The organism is Pseudoalteromonas sp. bablab_jr010, assembly GCF_016464105.1.
Lineage (GTDB): Bacteria > Pseudomonadota > Gammaproteobacteria > Enterobacterales > Alteromonadaceae > Pseudoalteromonas > Pseudoalteromonas simplex.
In genome coordinates this window covers 1-25816 of the sequence record NZ_JACDWV010000177.1, presented here as the reverse complement: position 1 = coordinate 25816, position 25816 = coordinate 1, and the positions used below count along the sequence as shown (strand labels likewise).

At 42.8% G+C, this 25816-nt stretch carries 19 protein-coding genes and 1 pseudogene; 17 read left to right on the top strand and 3 right to left on the bottom strand.

The annotated features are described in order from the left end of the window. The 4 genes and pseudogenes from JIG37_RS18255 to JIG37_RS18240 all read left to right on the top strand — a co-directional run. A pseudogene (locus JIG37_RS18255) lies at positions 1 to 83 on the top strand (elongation factor Tu); the annotation flags it as partial. Between the two features lie 618 nt (positions 84 to 701). Further along, positions 702 to 2291, top strand: coding sequence for an alkaline phosphatase (locus JIG37_RS18250; RefSeq protein ID WP_054554097.1), 1590 nt, complete (start codon positions 702 to 704; stop codon positions 2289 to 2291). 11 nt (positions 2292 to 2302) lie between these two features. Next, positions 2303 to 4099 (top strand): alkaline phosphatase, encoded by a 1797-nt coding sequence (locus JIG37_RS18245; protein ID WP_199530013.1) that lies wholly within the window; start codon positions 2303 to 2305, stop codon positions 4097 to 4099. A gap of 72 nt (positions 4100 to 4171) precedes the next feature. Next, the gene (locus JIG37_RS18240; RefSeq protein WP_054554099.1) at positions 4172 to 4888 is read left to right on the top strand and encodes a hypothetical protein; all 717 of its coding nucleotides are present in this window, start codon (positions 4172 to 4174) and stop codon (positions 4886 to 4888) included. 53 nt (positions 4889 to 4941) lie between these two features. Here JIG37_RS18240 and JIG37_RS18235 read toward each other — a convergent pair whose 3' ends face one another. Beyond that, positions 4942 to 7008: a TonB-dependent receptor gene (locus JIG37_RS18235; protein WP_199530012.1), complete on the bottom strand. Its 2067-nt coding sequence runs from the start codon at positions 7006 to 7008 to the stop codon at positions 4942 to 4944. A gap of 231 nt (positions 7009 to 7239) precedes the next feature. On the opposite strand from JIG37_RS18235, the gene JIG37_RS18230 reads away from it, so the two are divergent. The 5 genes from JIG37_RS18230 (at position 7240) to JIG37_RS18210 (ending at position 13514) form a co-directional block, all read left to right on the top strand. After that, complete coding sequence (locus JIG37_RS18230; RefSeq protein ID WP_138601202.1) at positions 7240 to 8034, top strand: VOC family protein; 795 nt, start codon at positions 7240 to 7242, stop codon at positions 8032 to 8034. A gap of 113 nt (positions 8035 to 8147) precedes the next feature. Beyond that, entirely contained in the window at positions 8148 to 8813 is a 666-nt protein-coding gene (locus JIG37_RS18225; protein ID WP_199530011.1) for an SDR family oxidoreductase, read from the top strand. A 138-nt stretch (positions 8814 to 8951) separates the two neighbouring features. After that, positions 8952 to 9332, top strand: coding sequence for a hypothetical protein (locus JIG37_RS18220; protein ID WP_054554103.1), 381 nt, complete (start codon positions 8952 to 8954; stop codon positions 9330 to 9332). Continuing rightward, positions 9329 to 11665 carry a fatty acid cis/trans isomerase gene (locus JIG37_RS18215; RefSeq protein WP_199530010.1) on the top strand — a complete coding sequence of 779 codons (2337 nt, stop codon included), beginning with the start codon at positions 9329 to 9331 and terminating at the stop codon, positions 11663 to 11665. The genes JIG37_RS18220 and JIG37_RS18215 overlap by 4 nt, the downstream gene beginning before the upstream one ends. 97 nt (positions 11666 to 11762) lie before the next feature. Then, positions 11763 to 13514, top strand: coding sequence for a response regulator (locus JIG37_RS18210; protein WP_054554105.1), 1752 nt, complete (start codon positions 11763 to 11765; stop codon positions 13512 to 13514). A gap of 13 nt (positions 13515 to 13527) precedes the next feature. Here the strand turns inward: JIG37_RS18210 and JIG37_RS18205 are convergent, their stop codons facing one another. Then, the gene (locus JIG37_RS18205) at positions 13528 to 14151 is read right to left on the bottom strand and encodes a DUF4097 family beta strand repeat-containing protein (protein ID WP_138601195.1); all 624 of its coding nucleotides are present in this window, start codon (positions 14149 to 14151) and stop codon (positions 13528 to 13530) included. Positions 14152 to 14280: 129 nt separating this feature from the next. Here JIG37_RS18205 and modF point away from each other — a divergent pair, with 129 nt between their 5' ends. Next, complete coding sequence (gene modF / locus JIG37_RS18200) at positions 14281 to 15738, top strand: molybdate ABC transporter ATP-binding protein ModF (protein ID WP_199530009.1); 1458 nt, start codon at positions 14281 to 14283, stop codon at positions 15736 to 15738. Positions 15739 to 15764: 26 nt separating this feature from the next. Here modF and JIG37_RS18195 read toward each other — a convergent pair whose 3' ends face one another. Continuing rightward, on the bottom strand, positions 15765 to 16643 hold the full coding sequence (locus JIG37_RS18195) for a TraB/GumN family protein (protein ID WP_138619838.1): 879 nt from the start codon (positions 16641 to 16643) through the stop codon (positions 15765 to 15767). A 537-nt stretch (positions 16644 to 17180) separates the two neighbouring features. On the opposite strand from JIG37_RS18195, the gene ilvG reads away from it, so the two are divergent. The 7 genes from ilvG to can all read left to right on the top strand — a co-directional run bounded on the left by ilvG (position 17181) and on the right by can (position 25633). Further along, positions 17181 to 18830, top strand: a complete 1650-nt coding sequence (ilvG, locus tag JIG37_RS18190; protein ID WP_054554109.1) for an acetolactate synthase 2 catalytic subunit — start codon at positions 17181 to 17183, stop codon at positions 18828 to 18830. Beyond that, complete coding sequence (gene ilvM / locus JIG37_RS18185; protein WP_054554110.1) at positions 18827 to 19072, top strand: acetolactate synthase 2 small subunit; 246 nt, start codon at positions 18827 to 18829, stop codon at positions 19070 to 19072. Before ilvG ends, ilvM begins: the two co-directional genes overlap by 4 nt. 104 nt (positions 19073 to 19176) lie before the next feature. Continuing rightward, on the top strand, positions 19177 to 21033 hold the full coding sequence (gene ilvD / locus JIG37_RS18180) for a dihydroxy-acid dehydratase (RefSeq protein ID WP_054554111.1): 1857 nt from the start codon (positions 19177 to 19179) through the stop codon (positions 21031 to 21033). Between the two features lie 2 nt (positions 21034 to 21035). Then, complete coding sequence (gene ilvA, locus JIG37_RS18175; protein WP_199530008.1) at positions 21036 to 22586, top strand: threonine ammonia-lyase, biosynthetic; 1551 nt, start codon at positions 21036 to 21038, stop codon at positions 22584 to 22586. A gap of 141 nt (positions 22587 to 22727) precedes the next feature. After that, on the top strand, positions 22728 to 23723 hold the full coding sequence (locus JIG37_RS18170; RefSeq protein ID WP_244664410.1) for an ABC transporter substrate-binding protein: 996 nt from the start codon (positions 22728 to 22730) through the stop codon (positions 23721 to 23723). Positions 23724 to 23773: 50 nt separating this feature from the next. Next, entirely contained in the window at positions 23774 to 24952 is a 1179-nt protein-coding gene (locus JIG37_RS18165; protein WP_199530007.1) for a methyltransferase, read from the top strand. An 18-nt stretch (positions 24953 to 24970) separates the two neighbouring features. Further along, positions 24971 to 25633 carry a carbonate dehydratase gene (can, locus tag JIG37_RS18160; protein WP_054554114.1) on the top strand — a complete coding sequence of 221 codons (663 nt, stop codon included), beginning with the start codon at positions 24971 to 24973 and terminating at the stop codon, positions 25631 to 25633. Positions 25634 to 25816: the final 183 nt, after the last annotated feature.

Below are 25816 nucleotides of genomic sequence, written 5' to 3'. Positions count from 1 at the left end.
CGATGGACGAAGGTTTACGCTTCGCTATCCGTGAAGGTGGCCGTACAGTTGGTGCTGGTGTTGTTGCAACTATCGTTGAGTAATCAACTATAGTGATGCATTAAGCATTAAGAAAAACCCGAGCTTAGTCTCGGGTTTTTTTATGGGTGAAAAAAGCTATCAGCTGTCAGCTTTCAGACGTCAGATTCGATCGGTGGGGTTGTTTAGTGTGGTGTCTCACTCAGCATTCGGCCTGTTCATTCTTCGGGTAGGTTGGTTTGAGCGGAGCGAAACCCAACGTAAACAGTGCTATCAGCTTTCAGACGTCAGATTAGATTGGTGGGGTTGTTTAGTGTGGTGTCTCGCTCAGCATTCGGCCTGTTCATTCTTCGGGTAGGTTGGTTTGAACGTAGCGAAACCCAACACACTCCATATAAACCTGTTCTTTGGTAAACCCAAACCATCATAAAACACTCCCAAGGTTATGCTTGACCTAGAAGCTAGAACTTTTACCCTCGCAACTCACACCTAGCAACCAACTCTGTTATTTCTACTAAAACTAATTACTTACCTATAGCTAAAGTTGTTTTTGGTTTCATCATTTCGTCATGAAAAACCACTTTTTTAGTAACAATGCCTTCTTAGTATGGCTGCGCTAATTATCCAAGTGCAGTTTAGTTAGCACTCAAATTCTTAAAATAACGTACTAACGGAACGTAACGATGAAAATTAATAAAATTGCTACTGCAATTGGTTTAACGTTGGCATTGTCAGCGACGGCCAATGCAGGTGTGTTACCAGACAGTCAAAAACAAAATGATTGGTATAGTGCCGCTGAAACAAAATTAACAGAAAAAGAGGCGGCGGCTCAGGCTGAGCAAACGTTTAAAGCGAAAAATGTCATTTTATTTGTTGGCGATGGTATGGGTATCTCAACGCTGACTGCATCGCGTATTATGGCGGGGCAAATGGAGGGTAAGTCGGGCGAAGAAGGCTTACTAAGCTTTGAGGAATTTCCATACTCAGCGCAAATCAAAACCTATAACGTTGATGCACAAACACCTGACTCTGCAGGCACGATGACAGCAATTATTTCAGGTGTTAAAACCGATGTAGGTGTAATTGGTGTAAACGAAAATATCGAGCGTGGCGAGTGTGCAACTGTTGCTGGTAACGAGTTAATTACCGCAACAGAACTGGCAGAAATCAAAGGTCTAGCAACAGGTGTTATCTCTACGGCGCGTATTACTCACGCAACACCGGCTGCAACCTATGCAAAATCAGCTGACCGTAACTGGGAAGACGTATCAGATATGCCGGCTGATGCTGTAGAAGCGGGTTGTGAAGATATTGCCTCACAACTTGTAAATTTTGAGAAGAACCTAGAAGCACGCTTTGTAGGTACTGACGTAGATGGTCTTGAAGTTGTGATGGGCGGTGGTCGTCGTCACTTCTTACCAAAAGACGCAACGTTTAACTCAACTGATGCAGTGAGCGAAGTAGAAGGTGACCGTACGGATGAGCGTGACCTAACGGCTGAGTGGCAAGAAATGTACCCTGATGGTAAGTACGTCATGGACCAAGCAGGCTTCGATACGCTAAATGCTGATAGCAAACGCGTATTTGCATTATTTAACGAATCACACATGCAATACGAAGCAGATCGCGCTAACGATGTAGCGGGTGAGCCGTCATTATCTGAAATGACAGGTAAAGCAATTGATATCTTAAAGAGCAATGAAAAAGGCTTTTTCTTAACGGTTGAATCAGGCCGTATCGACCATGGTCATCATGCGGGCAATGCTTATAACGCGTTAAATGATACTGTTGAATTTGCCAAAGCAGTGCAGACAGCGGTAGAAAACACCAACCCAGAAGAAACTCTTATTCTTGTTACTGCCGACCACAGCCACGTATTCACTATCGCGGGCTACCCAAAGCGTGGTAATCCAATCTTAGGTCAAGTAGTTGCTATTGGTAGCGAAGAACCAAGCCTTGCGGCAGATGGTATGCCTTACACCACAGTTGGTTATGCTAATGGTTTAGGTTTTCGCGATTTAGGCGATGAAACCGACGCTGATGCATCTTATAGCGAAGCGGCATTTGCAGGCCGTGTTGATTTAACGGGTGTTGATACGACTACACCTGGTTATCACCAAGAAGCCACTGTGCCACTAAGTTCAGAGACTCATGCAGGTGAAGATATTTCACTGCATGCAAAAGGTCCAGGTGCGCAACTAGCACAAGGCGTTGTGGAGCAAAACGTAATTTTCCACATCATTAACCAAGCTCTAGAACTAATTGAAGAATAATGGCGACGACGATGAAAAAACTAAATTTAATTTCTCTTGCTGTAGTAGTGGCATTAGCGGGTTGTTCTGATGACGATGACAACTCACCAAAAACATTAACCATTGAAAATACATTAGCTGTTGGCTCTGAGCTGTGCGTAAACGGTGGTACAGAAACCCTTACCGGTGAAGATAGCAACGATAACGGTGAGCTAGACTCAGCAGAAGTAACGGATACAAGCGTTGCATGTAATGCACCAGCAACGTCGTTAACGGCATCGCAATTAGCGCCGTTGACTGATAATGAATGGTTCAAGTCAGCACAAGTTAAAGTCGCTAGTAGCGAAGAAAACATTGCTGCCGTTGTAAAAGAGTCAGGTAAAGCGAAAAACGTGATTCTGTTTGTTGGTGACGGCATGGGTATTTCAACTGTCACAGCAGCACGTATTATGGCCGGTCAACTAGAGGGTAAGCTAGGAGAAGAGCATCAACTAAGCTTTGAAACACTACCATTCTCAGGGTTTGCTAAAACCTATAACGTTGATGCGCAAACACCTGATTCTGCGGGTACGATGACAGCAATGGCATCGGGCGTAAAAACGGATGCTGGCGTTATCGGTGTTGATGAAGACATCGAACGTGGTAACTGTGCAACGGTTGCAGGTAATGAACTAGTTACAGCCACTGAGCTTGCTGAGATTGCCGGTAAGTCGACGGGTATTGTTTCGACAGCGCGTATCACTCACGCAACGCCTGCAGCAACGTATGCAAAATCGGCTGACCGTAACTGGGAAGATGTATCAGATATGCCAGAAGCGGCGGTTACCGCTGGCTGCGAAGATATTGCATCGCAATTAGTTAACTTTGAAGCAAACTTAGAAGCACGCTACGAAGGCTTAGATGTTGATGGTTTGGAAGTTGTCATGGGCGGCGGTCGTCGTCATTTCTTACCGAAAGACGCAGCGTTTAACTCTGCTGATGCTGTGAGCTCAGTAGAAGGCGACCGTACAGATGGTCGTGACCTAACAGCTGAGTGGAAAGCTAAATATCCTGCAGGTCAATATGTGATGGACCAAGCTGGTTTTGATGCAATTGATGCAGAGTCAACTGAGCGCGTATTTGGTTTATTCAATGAATCACATATGCAATACGAAGCAGACCGTGCAAACGATGTAGCAGGCGAGCCTTCACTTGCTGAAATGACAGCAAAAGCAATTGATGTGTTAGATAACAACGCCAATGGTTTCATGCTAACAGTTGAAGCTGGTCGTATTGACCACGGTCACCACGCTGGTAATGCTTACAATGCACTAAGCGACACAGTTGAGCTTTCAAAAGCAGTCCAAGTTGCTCTTGATAAAACCAGCATCGAAGACACGTTAATCATAGTAACAGCTGACCACAGCCACGTATTTACCATTGCAGGCTACCCAAAACGTGGTAATCCAATCTTAGGTAAAGTGGTACCTGTGGGTAGTGATGAACCATCACTTGCAGCAGATAACATGCCATACACAACGGTTGGTTATACCAATGGTGGCGGTTTCCGCGATTTAGGCGATGAGACTGATGCTGATGCAGGTTATAACTTTGCACCGGTAACGGGTCGTGTTGATTTAACTGATGTTGACACAACAACACCAGGTTTCCACCAAGAAGCCGTCGTACCTCTAGGCTCTGAAACACATGCAGCAGAAGATGTGGGTGTGTATGCAGTAGGCCCAGGTGCACATTTAGTAACAGGCACTAATGAGCAAAGCCTTATCTTCCATGTTATGGATTACGCCGCTGACCTTGTTAAACAAGCCGATGCTAAATTAGCACAATAATGAGTGTTTGGGAGGCTCCATGCCTCCCTTACTCAATTAGTTATAAAGTAAACCAAGACAAAAGAGAATCCCGTGAAAGCAGCCATCTTACTTGCCTCATTACTTAGTCCACTTGCTGTTGCAGGGCAATGCGATATGAACACCGGTTTTACGCAAGCAGACTATAAAGTCACCACAGAAATCGTTGCTAATAAGCAGCATACTGAAAACACTTTTACCCTTTGGCGTACGCCTCACCAGGTGGCTAAGCAGAATCCACAATTTATTGAATTATGGCAACAGTTGCGCAATAAACAAATTCGCCCAATTCGTTACTTTCAGCATGCCCAGCGTGGTATTGAGTATCAACCATCGGAAGTGCAAGGTGAACAAGATTGGAGTAGCAAATATCAGCTAGTAAGCGATAAGTTTTTAGCCTCAATGACGCACCAGAAAAGCACCGGTGAAGGCTGTGAGTTAACAGAGTATTACACACAGCAGCAGGGTGAGAGCAAAATAGAGCTAAGCTGGCTTGCCAATCAAAAGTTACTCAAAGCAATTCGTATTTCAACACCAACTTATAGCCGTGAAATTGCTTTAACAGCCAGTCATTACAACCAGCAAAAGATTCAGGCAGAATTTGCGAAATGGGATAACTATCAAACGACCGATTACGCAGATATCGGTGATAATGAAAGCGATCCATTTTTAGCTAAAATGATCAACTTAGGGTTTGTTGAGCATGGTGCAAGTGGATTTTATGATGCGCAAGGTAATCAGCTCAAAGGTGAGCATGGTCATCATCACTAATTAAAAAAGGCACCTTGGTGCCTTTTTTGTTGTTTAATTACTTTAGCTTAAATCTAAAATGCATAGTTCCAAGTTAGATTTACAGTTCGGCCAGTGCCTGCAAAATAGCGAGTTGCCGATGGGTTTGTTTGCCCATAATAAGTGATGTAGTACTTATCTAGCAGGTTATCGATACCTAGGCTAAATGTACCATACTCAGCACTTTGATATTGCACTGATAAATCAACGGTTGTGTAGCCGTCAAATTCTTCACCAGTATTAAAGTCGCGATCAAACACTTTATTAACTTGTAAGCGGCTAGACAAACTTGCTGGCCATTGTTGCTGCCAGTAAAGGTTTAACCGTGTCGGTGAAATATTGCTGCCGCCTAAGTCGCTCTCTACTTTATTGTCGCCATCACCGTCATATTGGCCTTCTGTATCAGCGTAACTTGCACCGAATGTTGTGCTGTTAGTTAGGTAATACTGTGCATTGGCTTCAAAACCTGAGATCTCAGTGCGTTCACGTTTTACACTGTAAATACCATCAGCATCAGCTTGTAAACGAGAGCCTAAGTCTGAGTCAGATTTAAAGTAGCTGGCTTTAATATTGAAGCTATCGCTTGCATATTCAAAACCTAATTCGCGGTTATCAGAAATCACAGGTTCTAGGTTTAAGAAACTTTCAACCGATAAGCCAGCTTGGTTTATACCACGCAGTACACGCCCCACATCGGCCATGCTAAAGCCTTCGCTGTAGCTTGCATATAGACGAAGTTCATCAGTCACTTGGTAGACAACACCTAAGTTCTCTAATAATTCGTTAAAGCTTGGCTCACCGCCTTCTACAAAGCTGCTGTTGTAAGATGCTAGGGTAGTAAAGTCATCTACTTTTAATTTGCCGTACTCGTAACGAACACCGGCATTGAAAGTCCAATCTTCTAAGCCGTCATAACGTAGCTGAGCGAATGGTGCGATGTTATTAAACTTGGTTTTTGGCACCCAATGACGACCTGTTTGCGCAAGCTCTTGGTATGTTTCGTCAGAAAGTAAATCGATACCGGTCGCAATATCAAACTGGCTGCTTAATAGGTTATCTTTATTATAAGTAACGCGACTTCCAAACTTTTGTGACTTGTTTTGAGATTGGTCGTAAAGGTTTTCACCAAATTCAGGATCTTGGAAAGTACCAAATGTACCGCCGCCATACATCGCCGCAAAATCTTGCGTGAATAACTGAACTGCAAGGTTGCCGCCAGCGATATTAGCGTGGTTGTAATCAAGGGTGAAGGTTGTTACACGGTTGCGTGGTGCATCACCTTCTATATCGCCTTTTTCAGCTGATGTGGCAAGGCCTGTTGTTGGGTCACCATTAATAGCAACAAAATCTCCATTACCCTCAATTTTGTAGTGGTTCAGCATCGCTTGAATACTTTGTTCATTATCAAGCTGATATTTAACTTTTAAAAATAGGTCTAGGCTGGTTGAGTCTTGCGTGTCACCTTGTGTGCCATCTAACCCAACAAAGTCTCCGTTACCATCGCGATACATACCCGTACTACGTGCCGATACACCGCCAATAAAACTAATATCATCAAGCTGTTGACTGAATAAGTAGCTGGCTTTATAGCTTTGGCTGTCGCTGCCACCGTCTGTCGGAGTGCTAAACCCTGCGCTCATTTGGTGATTAAAATCGCCTGCTGATTTTGTGATGATATTAATAATACCGCCGCTTGCGCCCATGCCTTGGATTGCATTAGCACCACTGATCACTTCGATGCGTTCGATCATAGCAGGATCAATTGTATTGCCGTCACGAGAACCATTACGCAACGGGTTCGACTGAGGTACACCATCAATCATGTATAGCGGTTCACGGCCACGTAGTGTTTCACCTGCGCTAGTCATCTTTTGACGGCTTGGTGAAAAACTCGGTAATAAATTACCTAAAATTTGCGATAGATCTTGAGTGTGAGCAAGTTGCTCAGCAATGTCTTCACTGGTAATAACGCTGATAGTTGCAGGTACAGTACTAACAGGTGCAGTACTACGCGTTGTAGAAACAGTAATACGCTCAATATCTTGAGCCTGATTTGCTAACGCAGCGATAGGAGTAAGTAAAAAAGGAAGCGCAAATTTCATTGACATCGTTAAATCGCTATATAATTGTTATTAAAAATTGTTCGTATTTATACATGTGTTTATTGCTGCAATCAATATTGTGTAAAGGCTATAAAAACTTGGTTTACTTTGGTTTTTCTGTAAGTGACTGATAATGATTATTTAATTTTTCTAAACGGTTATTTAATTAATTTAAAAAATAATTGGTAAAAAAGCCGCTTGTTGATTACCGTTAATGAAGGAGGAACAGTCATGACAAAAATAAATACAAAACACCCTGCGGGTACTTTCTGTTGGGCCGAGTTATGCGCAAAAGACTGGCAAGCTGCAAAGCAATTTTACACGCAACTTTTTGACTGGGGTTTTGATGATCAGCCAATAGGTGAAGACATGTATTACACCATGCTGCAAAAGCAAGGTGATGATATTGCCGCTATGTATCAACTGCCTGCAAGTATGAGTGAGATGCCAACCCATTGGTTATTATATATTGCTGTTGATGATGTTGACCAAAGCACTGAGCTGGCAAAATCATTGGGGGCAACGGTTTTGGCAGGGCCACATGATGTCATGACGGCAGGTCGAATGGTGATGCTGCAAGAGCCTGGCGGCGCAACATTTGCCTTGTGGCAAGCGGGTGAGCATATCGGAGCTAAAAGAGTGCAAGAGCTTAACCTACCTTATTGGTTTGAGCTTGTGTCGAAAGACATGCAAAAAAGTCGCGACTTTTATTGTCAGTTATTCGGATGGCAGTTTGAGGTGAAACCCATGGAAGGTATGGACTACACCTTATTCACTATTGATGAGCAACCGATAGCAGGCATGCTCGAAATGACCGATGAATGGCCAGATGATATTCCACCGCATTGGATGCCGTATTTTGCGGTAGCAGATTGCGATCAGGCGGTTGCCAAAGCAACGCAGCTTAATGGCGCTATTTGTGTGCCAGCAACAGACATTCCAGATGTTGGGCGTTTTAGTGTGATTACCGACCCACAAGGGGCCGTTTTTTCTATTCTTAAGTCAACCATTGATGAATTAACTTAAGCTCTTGGTTTTTGCCAATCTGTCCCAAAGTATACACCTAAGCCTCATCAAGATGCAGAAACTCGCACCTTGAGGTGGTTTAGGTATAAATACCCCAACTAAGGAGCAGATTGATGACTAAGCATGTGGTGGTTACAGGGGCCAATAAAGGTATTGGCCTTAATTTATGTAAACAGTATTTAGCCCAAGGTTACCGTGTTACCGCGGTGGTTCGCACCCCAAGCGAAGAACTTCAAGCACTCGATGTGAAAGTTATTAGCGACATTGATGTATCTAACGCCGATGATGTTGCAACACTTGCCAATTACTTACACGGCGACAAAATTGATATTTTGGTTAATAATGCCGGTATTTTTCACAACGAAACATTCGCTGATATGGACTTTGCTGCCATCGAAAAGCAAATTAGCGTGAACAGTATCGCGCCTATTCGTATTACGCATGCATTACAGCAAAGTTTAGGCATTGATGCTAAAGTGGCGATGATTACATCGCGCATGGGCTCAATTGCTGATAACGGCTCGGGCGGTTACATTGGTTATCGCATGTCAAAGGCGGCCCTTAATGCCGCGAGTGTTAGTTTAGCCTATGAGTTAAAAGATAAAAAAATTGCTGTTGGCTTATTTCACCCAGGCTTTGTACAAACGCAAATGGTTAATTTTGCTGGCGATATCAGCCCTGAAACTGCCGCAGAGCGTCTCATCAAACGTATTGATGAACTAAACCTTAGCAACACAGGTGGGTTTTGGCATTCAAATGGTGAAACGCTACCTTGGTAATACTTTTTTCACTGTTTTTATAACTCGGTTAGTTAGTAGCTAAAAAGCTGCTAACTGCTGATAAGTTTCGCTAATTTTTGAACTTATAGTTTGCTATACTCGTACAATTAAAAGTCATTTTGATGTAGAGAACAGCACATGGAATTAGAGCAAAATAGCGAATTAACCCTTCCTCTTTTTTATTTCGATGAAAACCTTCATAGCCGTGACATCGAGTCCCCAGATCTATTATTACATGTAACGTTAAGCGAAGAGTTACTTGCGCAGCTTTGCCAAAACCCAGCTGCTGATAGCAGTGTCGCTATTGCTATTAATGAATATCGTCTTGAAGCGTTAAATGATGATTATCAAGTATTGATTAATAGTGAGCACGACGCGCAGTTAACTTTAGTTCGCGGGCCATTATTGAGCGCAATGCTTAGCTGTGACAATGATCAAACTTTTGTGTCGCCGCAAGTAGATATGATGCCAACCTTCGATTTAGGTGATGACGTTGAAGATATCGAGGAGGAAGGATGAGAAAAACCCTCACGACCGTATTCGGCCTTATTCTTTTAAGTGGCTGTGCATATTTAGGCGCTGCTCATTACGATGAATTGTTTGGTGAAGAGCAACCTAGAGAGCGTGTTGTTGCTGCATCAACACTTGAAGGTGCTGAGTTTTTAAGTGATGTAAAGCCCGTACTTGATAGTCGCTGTGTGGTTTGTCATGGCTGCTATGATGCACCGTGTCAGCTTAAGTTATCTTCTGTGGAAGGTATCGACCGCGGCTTAAGTAAAGAGCGTGTTTATGACGGCACACGTTTACTAGCGCAAGAGCCAAGCCGCTTGCTGTTTGATGCGACAAGTACCGCCCAGTGGCGTGAAAAAAGCTTTACCCCTGTACTTAATGAGCGAGCTCAAACCGAAGAAGCGAACCTTGCCGGTAGTGTGCTTTATAATGCCTTAGTACTTAAGCAAAGTAGCCCACTACCTAAGCAAGCTATTTTAGGCGATGAGTTTGATTTTTCACTCGACCGTGAGCAAACATGTACCACAATGAATGAGTTTGACTCATTTGCTAAAGATAGCCCGCACAGTGGTATGCCTTATGGTTTACCGGGGATCTCAAGCGAAGAGTTTCAGCACCTTGCTAAATGGCTCAGAAAAGGCGGATATCTTGCTCATATTGAGCCCCCTGAAAAAGGCGTACTTAAGCAAGTGGAGCGCTGGGAAGCTTTCTTAAATCAAGATGGTTTAAAGCATCAACTAGCTGCTCGTTATATTTACGAGCACTGGTACTTAGCGCATATTTATTTTCCTGAGCATGGCGATAAACACAGCTACTTTAAACTAGTTCGCTCTTCGACTCCGCCGGGAGAAGAGATCAAGCATATTAGCACGCGTCGCCCTTATGAAGACCCTAAAGTTGAACGAGTTTACTATCGTTTAATGCATGACCGCTCGACTATTTTAGCTAAAACACATTTACCTTTAGCATTAAATGATGAAAAACTTGCCCGCTTACATTCGCAATTTATTGAAGCTGATTATCAAGTAAATAAATTGCCAAGCTATAAGCCTGAAGTAGCATCAAATCCGTTTAAAGCTTTTGCAGCAATTCCAGTAAACTCGCGTTATCAATTTATGCTTGATGAAGCAGAGCTTATAATCATGGGCTTTATTAAAGGTCCTGTTTGTCGTGGTCAAATCGCGTTAAACGTGATTAACGATCAGTTTTGGGTTGGTTTTGCTAAGCCTGAAATGGCGGCGACACCTAAAGTCGGTGAAATGTTGTTACAACATGAAGATGCGCTAGCTTTACCTGCAGAAGAAGAAAGTAACGCTTTACCGATTTCTAGTTGGGTAAAGTACTCAAAACGCCAAAACAAATACTTATCAGCAAAAGTTGCACTGGCAAATAAGATGTTTGAGAACGGTCAGCACCTTACCACCGATTTACTTTGGCAAGGTGATGGTCATAACCAAAATGCAGCGCTGACGGTGTTCCGTCATTTCGATAGTGCAACGGTTGTAAAAGGTTGGATAGGCCAGCAACCAAAGACTGCTTGGATACTCGATTATGCCTTATTTGAGCGTATTCATTACCTGCTGGTGGCGGGGTTTGATGTGTACGGCAATATAGGTCACCAGCTTTTAACTCGTTTGTATATGGACTTTTTACGCTTAGAAGGCGAAGCGAATTATTTGGCGTTATTACCAGAAGCTAAACGTAAAGAAGTTAAAGCTCAGTGGTATCGTAAATCACCACCTAGTTTAACCAGTTTCTTTGAAGATGAACTGTCATTTAGTCAACCTACTGGCATTGAATTCAAAACAGCAGATCAGCAGTCTGAGCTGTATAACATGCTTAAAGAGAAGCTCAAACCAATTTTGAGTCCTCGTTATGACTACACCAAAGTGCCAGAACCGCTTGCACAAATAAATGATTTGCCTGTCAAAGCAATTAATCTACTGCCGCAAATTTCGTTTGTGTTAGTCAAAGAGGGCGATGAACAGCACAAAGCCTATACTCTTATTCATCACAATGCTCATTACAATATTTCGAGTTTATTGAATGAAGAAGGGCAGCGAGCCTATGACGAAGATACTGTAACAATTGTACCGGGGTTTATTGGTGATTACCCAGAAGCAATTTGGTATCTACATAACGAACAACAGGTTGCTGCATTTGCAGCTGGGCTTGCTAAAGTGACTGATGAGTCGGCATATAGAGACCTGAAAAGCGAATTTGCGATTCGTCGAACGCATCCTCAGTTTTGGCAATACAGCGATATTTTGCATCGTGTAGCTAAAGAATACCGAGGTGTCGAATTTGGGTTATTTGATTATAACCGCCTCGAAAATAGGTAGCCTTTAAGTACTGCTTTGTTTGTTGATAAAGCCCACTTAATAGTGGGCTTTACTGCTTAATTTAGACTAGAATAAAATAAAAAGATCAGAGAAATGCATGTTAAACCTAGTTATTGATATCCGTAAAAGATATCGCTGGGGGTTATTAGCGATAGCGCTTCTAATATCCTTTTCAGCGGCCTTGATTCAATCTTTGTTGTATATCCAAAAGGGTGATGCCGAGGTGATCAATATTGCCGGCAAGCAACGAATGCTCTCTCAAAAGATTGCTTTGCATGGTAACGCATTAATTTATGACAAGTCTCTGCCTGTAAAGCAACAGCATCGCAAGCTGCTACAAGACACCGTTGAGCAGTTTATTGCAGGTCACCAGTTTTTGGTTGCTCGCGATGGTCCAAATACGTTTCGTCATTTAAATCAGGAGTTAGAGGCACATTACTTTGCTGCTCCAAATAAGCTTGATGCGCGTGTTAAGCGCTATGTAAGTAAAGCACAGAAGCTATTAAATAGCCGTGACGACTACACAGATTTTGACGGGCCTGTTTTCGAAACTCAACAAGTTGAAGTCTTATTAAATGAATTAGATGTAGCTGTTGAGTTGCTTGAGCAAGAGTCTGTAAAAAAAGTCACATTTATTGCAACAGTTGAATTAATATTTTGGTTAACGGCTTTGCTGTTGTTATTGATTGAACTATTTTTTGTCTTTAAGCCAATGGAATCATTAATCGCTAAAACAATTAATAAGTATCAAACTCAAAAAGAATATGCGGAGCAAATAAGCAAAAATAAAGAGCGCTTTATAGCTCGCGCAAGTCATGAATTTCGAACACCAATACAAGGCCTTACAGCCTCTATTGAAGCGCTTGATATCAATGAACAACAGCTCGCAACTAAAAAACAAGCTGTTTATTGTGTGAATAGATTAGTCGCAATGTTAGATGAACTTGTTGATTTACAACAGCTCACAACAGGAAATTGGCAATTAAACCCGAGTCGTGGAAATTTAAAGTCGACTCTAAAACACGCGATCACCCCATTTGAATATGTTTGCGACGAAAAGAATATTCTGCTTAGTATCGATATTCCAGAATCTCTTAACAAAGATGTACTCACTGATCATGCTCGTTTACAGCAAGTTTTGGCTGAACTCATCAACAATGCAGTAAAATTTACTGCTGAACAAGGTCGAATTGCGATCACAGCAAGAAGCCAAGGCGAACAAAACTATATTATTGAAGTGCAAGATAACGGCAAAGGGTTTGAAAAGCCACCGACCGATATACTCAGCTTGGAAAATGATAGCGAGCAGCATTTTCAAGGCCTTAAAACTGGTTTGTTGAGGGTGGTGCATATTGTTAAAGCTTTGCAGGGGAATATTGAGTTTTTAAGTGCTCAACCGCAAGGTGTTAAAGTGGTGCTTAGCTTAGAGTTAAGTAATGCCGCTGGTGATGACGCAGAGGTTTTATTACCCAATAAGTTACACTGCTTAATTGTGGAAGATAATCAGTTGAATGCCACTATATTAGGTCGTATTTTAGGGCAGTTAAATTACAGCTTTGATATCGCTGAAAATGGCTTAATCGCCACAGATAAAGCGTCAGATAAGCAGTATGATTTAATCTTTATGGATTTGAATATGCCAGTTATGGATGGCTTTAAAGCGATTGATATTATTCGTAATGAGCAGGGGCAACAGGTGCCAATTTTGGTGGTGACGGCCAATACATCAAATGATGATTTACAACGTGTGTATGAACTTGGGGCTAACCTACATGTATACAAACCGATCTCGCTAGATTCAGTGCAAAAAGCTCTCAGTATTTTATTTACCGAGAGCTCACAGGGATAACCAAAGCGTTAAATTAGTTTGTTACTTTGATGTCGCCAACACCTACTTCAACGTCAATATCATGCAGTCCATTGCCTCGGTAGCTTGAGTGAGAGCTAACGACTTTGCGGCTGGTGTTAGCCTCTTTTTTCAAGCCGCGAATCTTGGTGTCGCCCACACCGGTATCCAGTTCAATGCGTCTGTAATCGTCAAGCGCACTATCAATTCTTACTGCGCCCACACCAAGCTCAATCTCAACTGAATTACTTGCGTCGTTAATTTCAATATCACCTACACCTAGCTCAACATCAATTGCCATTGATTTAGGCATTTTTACATACCAGTTTTGTTGAATGTCATCGTTATCTAATTTTAAGCTAAGTGAGCTGGCACTTTGCGAGTGGCTTAATTCGATATCAGATAAGTCAACATCAGAGCTGAACCAGCTATTGTCATTTTTTGGTTCAATGCGAACCGTAACCACGACTTCACTGCCGTCATAACTTTCGACTTCTAAGCTGCCCACCGGAAAATCAATATCAAGCTGGCTTGCGCCATTCACTGTAAAGTTATGATTTAGCTCACGTGAGTCTTTTGCCATTGCGTATGTTGTTGTAAGTGCTAGGCCTATTGCTGCTACACAAAGTAATTTTTTCATTGTCTGATTCCTGTTAATGACCTTTTATACCTTAGTCGCAGCCGTGTTCAAAAAAGGTTTAAACGATTTTTAATTTTTTATCGAATGCGGTAACGTCAAGCTAACGGTAACTTAGAATGAGGATTCAAAGTGCAACAAGTGCAGTTGGTTAATGTTCGAGCCAGCCTGAAGGGCCAAGGCAATGACGTTTATTATTTAGATGAGCTCAATATCAATGTATCGCCATTGCAGCATTGGGTATTACTTGGCGCCAATGGGGCGGGTAAATCGGCTGTGGCCGCTGCCATTGCTGGTTTTGCGAAAATAGAGCAAGGCCAGTATGAGAATAGCTTTGAGCGTATAGCATTGGTATCGCCAGACAGCCAAAAGCAGCTCCTCGCGGCCGAGTTAACTAAAGATCAAGATGATATTATTGAGGGTGTTACGGCTACGAGTACAGTTTATGAGCTGATTATTGCAGGTCGAGACGAGCAACAGCTTGATAGTGATTTGCTACAGCAACTAATAAGCCTATTTGATTTTAGTGACAAACTTAGCAAGGCATTTCGCGATTTATCGACCGGCGAAACCCGCAAACTAATGTTGATTCAAGCCATAATCGGTCGGCCAGATTTACTTGTGCTTGATGAGCCTTTTGATGGTTTAGATGTTACGGCAATGGCTGAACTTAATCAGCTACTCACTGAGCTTAGTAAAACAACGACCCTTATTTTTGTGCTCAATCGCTTAACTGAGATCCCTGACTTTGTGGATCATTACGCCTACGTTAAAGAGGGTCATGTGGCTCAGCAATTAGCAAAGCCTACAGCCGAGCAGCGCGATGATTTACTTAAGCTATTGCACCTTACTCATACTCAGCTACAAATACCTGAGGCAGATATTGACCATCAAGCGCCTCCGCTCACAGACTCTATGCTGGTAAGATTAAACAACGCATCAGTCAGTTATGGCGGCGAGGCTATATTTGAAAAACTAAACTGGCAAATTAACCAAGGCGAACATTGGCAGTTAACAGGTAAAAATGGTTCAGGTAAAACCTGTTTGCTGAACCTTATCACGGGTGATAACCCGCAGTGTTACAACAACGATATCAAGGTGTTTGGTTACCAGCGCGGCAGCGGTGAGAGTATTTGGCAAATTAAACAACACATTGGTTATATCTCTAACGCGCTACATATGGATTATCGAGTGAGTATCACTGCGCTCAATACGGTTGTTTCGGGCTTTTATGACAGCATTGGTCTTTACCAAAAAGCCACTGATAAGCAACTTGCCATTGCCAAAAAGTGGTTAGCGTTATTAGGTTTAAGTGATAAACAAAGCAGTTCATTTAGCCAACTGTCTTTTGGTGATCAGCGCTTATTGTTGATTGCTCGGGCTATGGTTAAACACCCTAACTTGTTGATTCTTGATGAGCCTTGCTTAGGTCTTGATGAAGCGAATAGGCAGCGCGTGTTATTACTAATAGAAAAAATCTGTGCTGCAGGCACCAGCACCGTGGTGTATGTTAATCACCACGCGAGTGACAAAATAGTCGGTATCAACAATTATTTAGAGATGGCTGATTTCACAAAAAAAGCGCCATAAGGCGCTTTTTAAACGATTGAAATCATTTAAATACGGGTAACGGTAAAACCCTTATCTGTTAATTGCTTCAATAAGCCGTGTTGCTCTGGTAAGTGCAAAGCGCCCACTGCAATGAACAGCTTTTCTTTACCGATGCGAGTAGATAGTTGATTAACCCAATCGTTGTTACGGTCTATCAACATCACTTGCTCGCTTAGCTGACCATACTGAGAGTCATCAAAGCTTTCGTTATAAAACTGTGTAAGTGTTTTCATGTCACCTGATTTCCAAGCCTTGATGAGGCCAAAAAAGTAGGTGTCTACATCTGCAAGTTGGTCGAACGTTTCTTCGATCATTTTGTCATTCATGATTGCTAAGTGCTCAAACATTTCCATTTGGCGTTCAAGAGTTTCTAGCTCACCAACAGAAATTTTATGTTCTTGAGCATAAGCAAGTACTTGCTTGTCTATGCCGTATTGATCTGAAAAACCAACGCTTTGGAACTCCATTTGCATCATGGTGACCATCACCGCCCACGGTGCTAAGTTCTTAAACATCGCAATATCAATTGATTTATCCGCAAAGTACTTTTGCAGTTTTGCATAGTTTTCTGGTGATAATTCTGATTGTAAGGTTTTGCCATTTTTCAGCATCATAAATGGTAATGAGCGACGCTGCATTTCCATCGGTGAAATAGCGCTGATATCCACCTCAACAATGACTTTATCTGAGTTATCGAGTGCTTTTTTTACCTTGCTCGGTAAGCCTTTCATGCTGTCATCGCCAACATGTACGGTACCAAATAAATATGAAGCAACGCCGTTCTTTTCTACTTTCCATAATCCCGGCTCGGCAAGTGCATGTTGGCTAAAACCAAGCAGTAGCACCATAAAAAACAGGGCATTTATACGTTGGACGAATTTCATAACTTTCCTTTTCATTACGTGGTTATTTTCAATACTAAACTAATTCTTCTTTGATGCGTTAAATTAAATCGGCTTTAAGCAGAAAAAATTACATTTAATTGCCAAAAATTAATCAATCATAGAATGGCAGATAAAGAGGTATGAAATTTCAATATTAAGCAAATGGCGAAAAATAAATCTTATTAATGGTAAAGTTTAGATATTTATTTCTATAAAGTCGTTTTTTTGCTTGTTTTTTGAATTGAATTTTATGTTGACTTAACGCCCCCAGCGCGGTACTAATAGAAAAAGACAGCGGGATGGCTAGATTTCCGCTACAAATGAACAGAATTTGGTTACAGATAAATGCTTACAAACAAACTTTCTCTAATTCTAATTAACGTCGTGGTGATTATTATTACCGCGGGGGCTAGTTAGTGCTTAGAGAAAAGTGAAGCATTTAAAAAGCCCCCCGCACTTAACAGTCCGGGGGGCTTTTTTGTTTTAAGGTTTGAGTCGCAGCAAATACACAATGTCACTGAGGAATGAGGATTTACGATGACAGGCGCAGAGTTAACAATCGATTTATTAGCCAAACATGGCGTTAAGGATGTTTTTGGTTACCCAGGCGGTGCCATCATGCCTATTTACGACGCCTTGTACGGTGCGCCAGTCAAACATTATTTGACGCGTCATGAGCAAGGAGCGGGTTTTGCAGCAGTGGGGTTTGCCCGCAGCACAGGTAAGTTAGGTGTGTGTTTTGCAACATCAGGCCCTGGTGCAACCAACTTAATAACCGCTCTTGCTGATGCAATGATGGATTCAGTGCCGTTACTTGCCATCACAGGGCAAGTACCTACCGCCGCAATAGGCTCCGACGCCTTTCAGGAAGTGGACGTGTTAGGTATGTCGTTATCATGTACTAAACATAGTTACATGGTTGAAAGAGCAGAAGATTTAGCCGAAATCCTACAAGAAGCCATCCACTTAGCGCAAAGCGGCCGCCCAGGTCCTGTGTTAGTTGATATCCCGAAAGACATCCAAATGGCACAAGTGCCATTCCACCCTTGGTTAGCCGCCGAAGATCATTTACCAAAATTAGACCCGAACCAAGTTGCAATAGCTAATCAAATCTTAAGTGAAGCGCAGCGCCCTGTGGCGTATATCGGTGGTGGTGTACAAGCTGCTGATGCACAAAACGAGCTTATGCAGTTTTTAGAAAAAACACATATGCCTGCGGTATCAACTCTAAAAGCGCTAGGCAGTGTATTACCTGATTATGAATATGATTTGGGTATGCTAGGTATGCATGGTGGTAAAGCAGCTAACTTAGCAGTGCAAGAGTGTGATGTTTTGGTTTGTATCGGTGCCCGTTTTGACGACCGTGTTACTGGCAATTTAAGCAAGTTTGCCGCAAAAGCAAAAGTGATACACCTTGATATCGACGCAGCAGAGGTTGGTAAGCGTAAGCCTGCAAAAGCGTCATTAGTCGCAGATTTAAAAACGTCATTACCGCAACTTGATTGTTTTGTAACGCCTGATGAATGGTTAACGCATATCGAAAGCATGATGAAAGAGCATGCATGGCGTTATGACTATCCAGGCGAGAAAGTATTTGCCCCATATTTATTAAACCAACTAAGCCAAAAAATGCCAGCAACGGGTGTTGTGTGCTGTGATGTGGGTCAGCACCAAATGTGGGTGGCGCAGCACATGAAGTTTAGCCACCCAAGCAATCATTTAAGTAGTGGTGGTGCAGGTACCATGGGCTTTGGTTTACCGGCCGCTATCGGCGCTCAAGTTGCTCGTCCAAATGATTTTGTGATCACGGTGTCGGGTGATGGCTCAATCATGATGAACATTCAAGAACTGGCTACAATTCGCCGTAACAATCTGCCAGTTAAAATTCTAATCTTAGATAACCAGCGCTTAGGCATGGTACGTCAATGGCAGCAGCTATTTTTTGAAGGTCGTTATTCTGAAACAAACCTTTCAGATAATCCTGATTTCGTGCAGTTAGCAGCGGTGTTTGGCATTCCAGGTCAAACCATCACTAAAGCAGATGAAGTCGATGCTGCGGTTGATGCGCTAGTTAATAGTGAAGGTCCATACATTCTGCATGCCTGTATTGATGATAAAGAAAATGTATGGCCGCTTGTACCACCGGGTGCAGCTAATGATGAAATGATGACGGAGACAGTAAAATGAAACACACCCTAACGATTGCACTAAAGAATCAAAGTGTCGCTGTAGAGCGTTTTTTACGCGTTGCACGTCATCGCGGCTTTGACCTAACAACCATGAATTTAGAAATGGCTGATGAAGCGTTTCACGTCACTATGACGGTAGACAGCGATAAGCCAATTTATCTACTAACATCACAGTTAAATAAATTGGTTGATGTTAAACACGTTAATGTTGAAAACCAATTTCAACAACAAGCAATCTAGTAAAAAATCAACAGGTAGCTAGAGCAATCAGATTGATGCTTTAGTGAGAAATAAATTCGGAATGAGGAAGTCAGTGGCATGCCACTGCAACAACTGAGGTAATTATGGCTAAATTAAGAAGTGCAACAACAACAGAAGGTCGCAAACGTGCAGGGGCGCGTGCTTTGTGGCGTGCAACAGGGATGACAGATAAAGACTTCGGTAAGCCAATTATCGCTGTTGTTAACTCATATACTCAGTTTGTACCGGGTCATGTTCACCTTAACCAACTTAGTGAGCTGATGGCTGAAACCATCACCGAAGCCGGTGGTGTACCAAAAGAATTTAATACTATTGCGATCGACGATGGTATCGCAATGGGTCACGGCGGCATGCTGTATTCACTACCATCGCGTGACTTAATTGCTGACTCAGTGGAATACATGGTTAATGCACACTGTGCCGATGCCATGATCTGTATTTCTAACTGCGACAAAATCACCCCAGGGATGATGCTAGCTGCACTGCGTTTAAATATTCCGGTTATTTTCGTATCAGGTGGTCCAATGGAAGCGGGTAAAACACGCCTTGCTGATATCGACATTAAACTTGATTTAGTGGATGCCATGGTAAAAGGCGCTGATACCACAGTAAGCGATGAAGACTCTGAAAAAGTCGAGCGCTCTGCGTGTCCTACTTGTGGTTCGTGTTCGGGTATGTTTACTGCCAACTCAATGAACTGCTTATTAGAAGCGATTGGTTTAGCGCTGCCGGGTAACGGTACCACACTTGCTACGCATAAAGACCGTAAACAACTTTACGTTGAAGCAGGTGCGCGCATTGTTGATTTATGCCGTGAGTATTATCAAAAAGATAATGCAGCAGTATTACCACGTGCTATTGCTAATCGCACTGCCTTTATGAATGCAATGGTAGTTGATATTGCTATGGGTGGTTCATCAAATACGGTTTTACACTTATTAGCTGCCGCGCAAGAAGCGGGTGTCGATTTTGACATGTCGCACATCGATGAGCTTTCCCGTAAAACTCCTTTCCTTTGTAAAGTGGCACCCGCAACCAATAAATATCACATTGAAGATGTGCACCGCGCTGGTGGCATGATGGCAATTATCCGTGAGTTAGGTAAAGCAGGCCTTGTTGATTTATCTGTTGATCACGTTGCAGGCCACAGTATGGCTGAAATGGTGGCTAAATGGGATGCCACCGATCCTAATAATGAAGTAGCGCAAAAATTCTATAAAGCAGGCCCAGCCGGTATCCGCACTACAAAAGCAATGAGCCAAGAATGTCGCTGGCCAGAACTTGATAATGACCGTGAAAACGGCTGTATCCGCAGTGTTGAAAATGCCTTTCGTCAAGATGGTGGCCTAGCTGTACTTTCAGGTAACTTAGCCCTTGATGGCTGTATTGTTAAAAGTGCTGGCGTAGTTGAAGAAATGCTGCACTTTGAAGGCCCTGCTGTTGTATACGAATCACAAGATGATTCGGTTGAAGGCATTCTTAATGGTGAAGTAAAAGCAGGCGATGTTGTTGTAATTCGTTACGAAGGGCCAAAAGGCGGCCCAGGCATGCAAGAAATGCTGTATCCAACGAGTTACTTAAAATCAATGGGCTTAGGTGAAAAGTGTGCGCTTATCACCGATGGTCGTTTCTCGGGTGGTACATCGGGTTTATCAATAGGTCACGTTTCACCAGAAGCAGCAAGTGGTGGTGCAATCGCCTATGTTGAAAATGGCGATAAAATAGTAATTGATATTGCAACCCGCGAAATCACTTTAGCGCTGTCAGATGAAGAGCTTGAAGCACGTAAACAAAAGCAACTTGCACGTGGTAAAGACGCTTATAAACCACTTGATCGTGACCGCTATGTTTCATCTGCACTTAAAGCCTATGCATTACTTGCAACCAGTGCAGACAAAGGAGCTGTTCGCGATTTAGCAAAACTTGAGGAGCTTAGTTAATTATGGTTTCTCAAGAGCTCGATTATTTTCGCGCTATCATCCAAGCGAACATGGAGCCGCTTGCAAAAGTCACTGAGGTCAGCGAAATGGCTGATCTTAGTGCACGGTTAGGCAACCATGTGTGGTTAAAGCGTGAAGACCAACAACCGGTTTATTCATTTAAGCTTCGTGGTGCTTTTCATAAACTGAGCAAGTTGCCAAAAGGGTCTGATGTGATCACAGCCTCAGCGGGTAACCATGCGCAAGGGGTTGCACTCAGTGCCTCATTTTTAGGGCATAACGCAACGATTGTGATGCCAGTTACAACACCAGAAATTAAAGTGAATGCAGTACGTTCACTCGGTGGTGAAGTGGTATTACACGGCCATCATTTTGATGCGGCAAAAGCCCATGCTTTAGAACTGACAGAGCAGCGTAACGGGGTGTTTGTGCCACCGTTTGATGATCCTGATGTGATTGTTGGCCAAGGTACCGTTGCCCGTGAATTAATGCAGCAATTGAACGACCTCGATGCTGTTTTTATTCCTGTTGGCGGTGGTGGTTTACTTGCAGGCATGGCGGTGTACATTAAGTCGTTACGTCCTGATATCAAAGTCATTGGTGTTGAAGCTGATGAGAGTGCTTGCCTAAAAGCAGCGCTTGAAGCAGGCAAGCCCGTTGAGCTTGACCGTGTTGGCAGCTTTGCTGATGGGGTAGCCGTAAAAGTCATCGGCACAGAAACATTTCGTTTAGCGCAAAAGTTTTGTGATGAAGTGGTCACTGTAACGGGCGATGAAATCTGCGCCGCAATGCAAGATATCTTTGTTTCGACTCGTGCGATAGCGGAGCCTTCTGGGGCGCTATCAACAGCTGGGCTGAAAAAATGGTGCCAACAAAATGGTGTTAAAGGCTTAAACGTTGCTGCGATTTTATCGGGTGCAAACTTAAACTTTGACCGCTTACGTTATGTTGCTGAGCGAACGGCACTTGGTGAAAAGAACGAGGCACTGCTTGCTGTGACTATTAAAGAAGAAAAGGGCAGCTTTAAGCAGTTTTGTAACTCATTAGGTGGCAGAGCTATCACCGAGTTTAATTACCGTTATGCAGGCCCCGGCGAAGCACAAATTTTTGTTGGTATTGCATTAAGGCAAGGGCAGCAAGAGCTTGAAGAGTTAAAAGCGGCACTGACAGAAAACGACTACACGTTTTGCGATCTATCAGATAACGAGCTGGCTAAATTGCATATTCGTTATATGGTGGGTGGTAAAGCGCCAGCTCAACTTCATGAGCGTTTATTACGCTTTGAGTTTCCTGAATACCCAGGTGCACTGGCACGATTCTTAGATACCCTTGGTAGTAATTGGAATATCACTTTATTCCATTATCGTAATCATGGTGGAGCGATTGGTAATGTGCTGGCGGCCTTTGCTATTGAACCGAGTGATTATGAGGTATTCAATGAGCATTTGAACCGTTTGGGATACAACGTTCAAGATGAAACGAACAATCCATGTTTCACCCAGTTCCTAACCAGCCAAGGTCAGGAGTTGAGCGCAGTGAAAGTGGCTAATTAGTTATAAAATCAGAATAAGGCTGCTAATTAGTAGCCTTGTTTTTTTGTCTATTTTTCCTATAGTTATTGCACGGTTCTCAATCAAGGATGATGCGTGCAAGGAATGAAAAGTCTACTAGGGTTAATCTGTCTAATGCTCTCTATGAGCGCACAGAGCGTTGATAACGTTAGCTTACAATTAAAATGGACTCACCAGTTTCAATTTGCAGGTTATTATATGGCTGCAGAAAAAGGCTTTTACAAGGAAGCGGGCCTTAATGTTGCTATTATACCTGCCGACCCAAATGACCCTGATACCTTTCCTAAAGTGTTAAACGGCCAAGCCGACTTTGCCATTACTCACTCAGGCATATTACAAAAACGCCAGCAAGGCGCATCGGTTGTTGCCCTTGGAGCCATTCTGCAGTTTTCGCCTTACTGCTGGATGGTAAAGAATAACTCAGATATTTTTCAGCCCAGAGACTTTGTTGGAAAGAAACTCAGCAAAGTTAGCTCACTAGAAAATGCAGAACTCTTGGTCATGTTACAGCGTGCTGGGTTGAGCCAAGAAAGCTTGATGGCAGCTAGCTATGAAGGCGGCGTTAAAGAGTGGCTTGCCGGTGATTTAGATGCGGTGCAAGTTTATGTCACCAATGAGCCTTACAGCATGACTCTTAGAGGGGTTGGCTATCGACTCATTTGCCCTCAAAAGTTCGGCTTGAATGTGTATGGTGATATTTTATATACCTCTGAGCAGTTTTTAGCGAAGAAGCCTGAGGTTGTAGAGCGTTTTTACCGCGCGAGCCTAAAAGGGTGGCGGTATGCTTTATTGCACTTAGAAGAAAGCATCGATGTGACCAAGCAGCACTATGCTAAACATAAAAGCGTACAGGAGCTGGCTTATGAAGCACATGTTTTGGCAAGCTATATTCAACCTCCAGGGATTAAGTTAGGCAATATGTCGATGGCAAAATGGCGTTTAATTGCAGATCTATATGGCATCGAGCAAGCTGATTTTGATCAGGCTTTTGATGGCTTTATGTATGATCAGCAGCAAGCTGAAGCTATTGAGCTGTCGTGGATGTTGATCCTCGCCATCATTTTAAGTATTGCGTGTGTGCCATTGTACAGTCGCTTGATCAGCAGTAACCGACGTTAAATAAGATAAAAGCTGTTATACTGCTCTTTATTTCTTGTCGCTAAGTAGTTATGACACTTGCCGAGCACTTTGCAGCTTTAGATGCACTGCTATTTTCAACCCGCCAATACTGGCAATGTACCGCATTTGATTTTGATGATCTTCCTTGGCCTGAATTAGCCAACTTATTATGGGCGCTTGATGACCAACAAGTGAGTGAACTTGATGCCGATCAGCAAGCTTTATATCGTTATTTTACTGAGGCAATAGGGGGTATCGACCAGTTGGCTGAGTTGTGTAATTTGCCTGCTATAAGTGCTGCCCGTAATGAATTTCCATTTTGGATAAGTAATGGCATTAAGGGCCGTAAGTTTGAACAACTACAAGACTTTGTCGCGGCCATTAGTCAGCAGTCATTAAACCAGCCTGTTTTAGAGTGGTGTGCAGGTAAAGGGCATTTAGGTCGTATGTTGGCATTTAATGGGGTACCACGTGTCCATAGCATTGAGCTACAACAACACTTGTGCGATCAAGGTCAACACAGTGCTAAGCAACAGCAATTGGCGATGCAGTTTTCACAAGCTGATGTATTAACCGATGACACAGATGGCTTTTTTGAAAGCCAGCAGCATGCAGTTGCATTGCATGCCTGTGGTCGTTTGCATCAAACATTTATGCAGCAAGCAAGTAAAGCGAAAACTCAGCAAATTAGTTTTTCACCGTGCTGTTATCATTTATTCACAGATAACGCTTATCAAGCAATGAGCGAGCCTGCCAAGCAAAGCCAACTTGCGCTTACTCATCGCGATTTAAAACTGGCGCTGCAAGAAACGGTAACAGCACCGAGCCGAGTTGATAAGGTAAGAAAAACAGAGGTTGAATGGCGTCTTGGATTTGATGCGTTACGTAAATCACTGACCGGTGAAATGCACTATGTGAGTGTACCGTCAGTGAACAAAGCGATCTTCTCTGATTCGTTTAACTCATTTTGTTTATGGGCTGCTGAGAAAAAATCATTACATTTACCTGAAGGTATTGATTACAATAAGTTTTTAGAGATAGGTAAAAAGCGCAAAAGGGTCACCGAGCGAGTTGAACTCGTCCGACATGTGTTCAGAAGGGCAATTGAAGTTTGGCTCGTGCTCGATCGTGCTTTATATTTGCAACAACAAGGGTATCAAGTAACAGTTAGTACGTTTTGCGAAAAGCAGCTGACACCAAGGAATATCTTGATCCAAGCTAATTATTAAAAACCGTAAAGAGGCGCAATGAGAAAGTTAAAAAATTTATTCGAAAATAATAGACGTTGGGCAGCGCGTACGAGTGAAAATGATCCTGAGTTTTTTAAAATTCTATCAATGCAGCAAAATCCAGAGTATTTGTGGATCGGTTGTTCTGACTCGCGTGTACCTGCAAACGAAATTGTAGACTTATTACCGGGTGAGCTATTTGTTCACCGTAACGTAGCAAATGTCGTTGTGCATACTGACCATAACTGTCTTTCGGTAATGCAATACGCTGTTGAAGTGCTGAAAGTGAAGCACATCATGGTCGTTGGTCACTATGGCTGTGGTGGTGTTCAAGCAGTATTAAACGAAGCGCGTTTTGGCTTAATTGATAACTGGCTACGCCATGTAGGTGATGTAAAAGAAAAACACATCGAACAACTCAATGCATTACCTGAGCAAGAGCGTTTAAATAGCTTAATTGAACTAAACGTTATCGAACAAGTACGTAACGTGTGCCGTACTAACATTGTGCAAGATGCTTGGGCGAAAGGCCAAGATTTAACAATTCATGGTTGGGTGTATGGCTTAGCGAATGGTCACCTTAATGATCTTGAGTCGGTTGTGACCTGTGCTGAAGAAGCTAGTGATACCTACGGTATCGCCGTTAAGCGTGTATTCGAACGCGTGGCAGAAAAAAGCTAAAACCTAAACTAGTTAGGTACAAAAAAGGAGAGCTAATTCGCTTAATGCCTGTCAGTTAAGAGCTGACAGGCATTTTTTGGGGCTTTCGTTCAGGGTACCGACTGGGTCTCTTTTTCACACATCTTGGATAATGTCTTTCTCTTCGCTCTGGCAGCACAAAGGTTTCAGCCATTGCAATAAGTT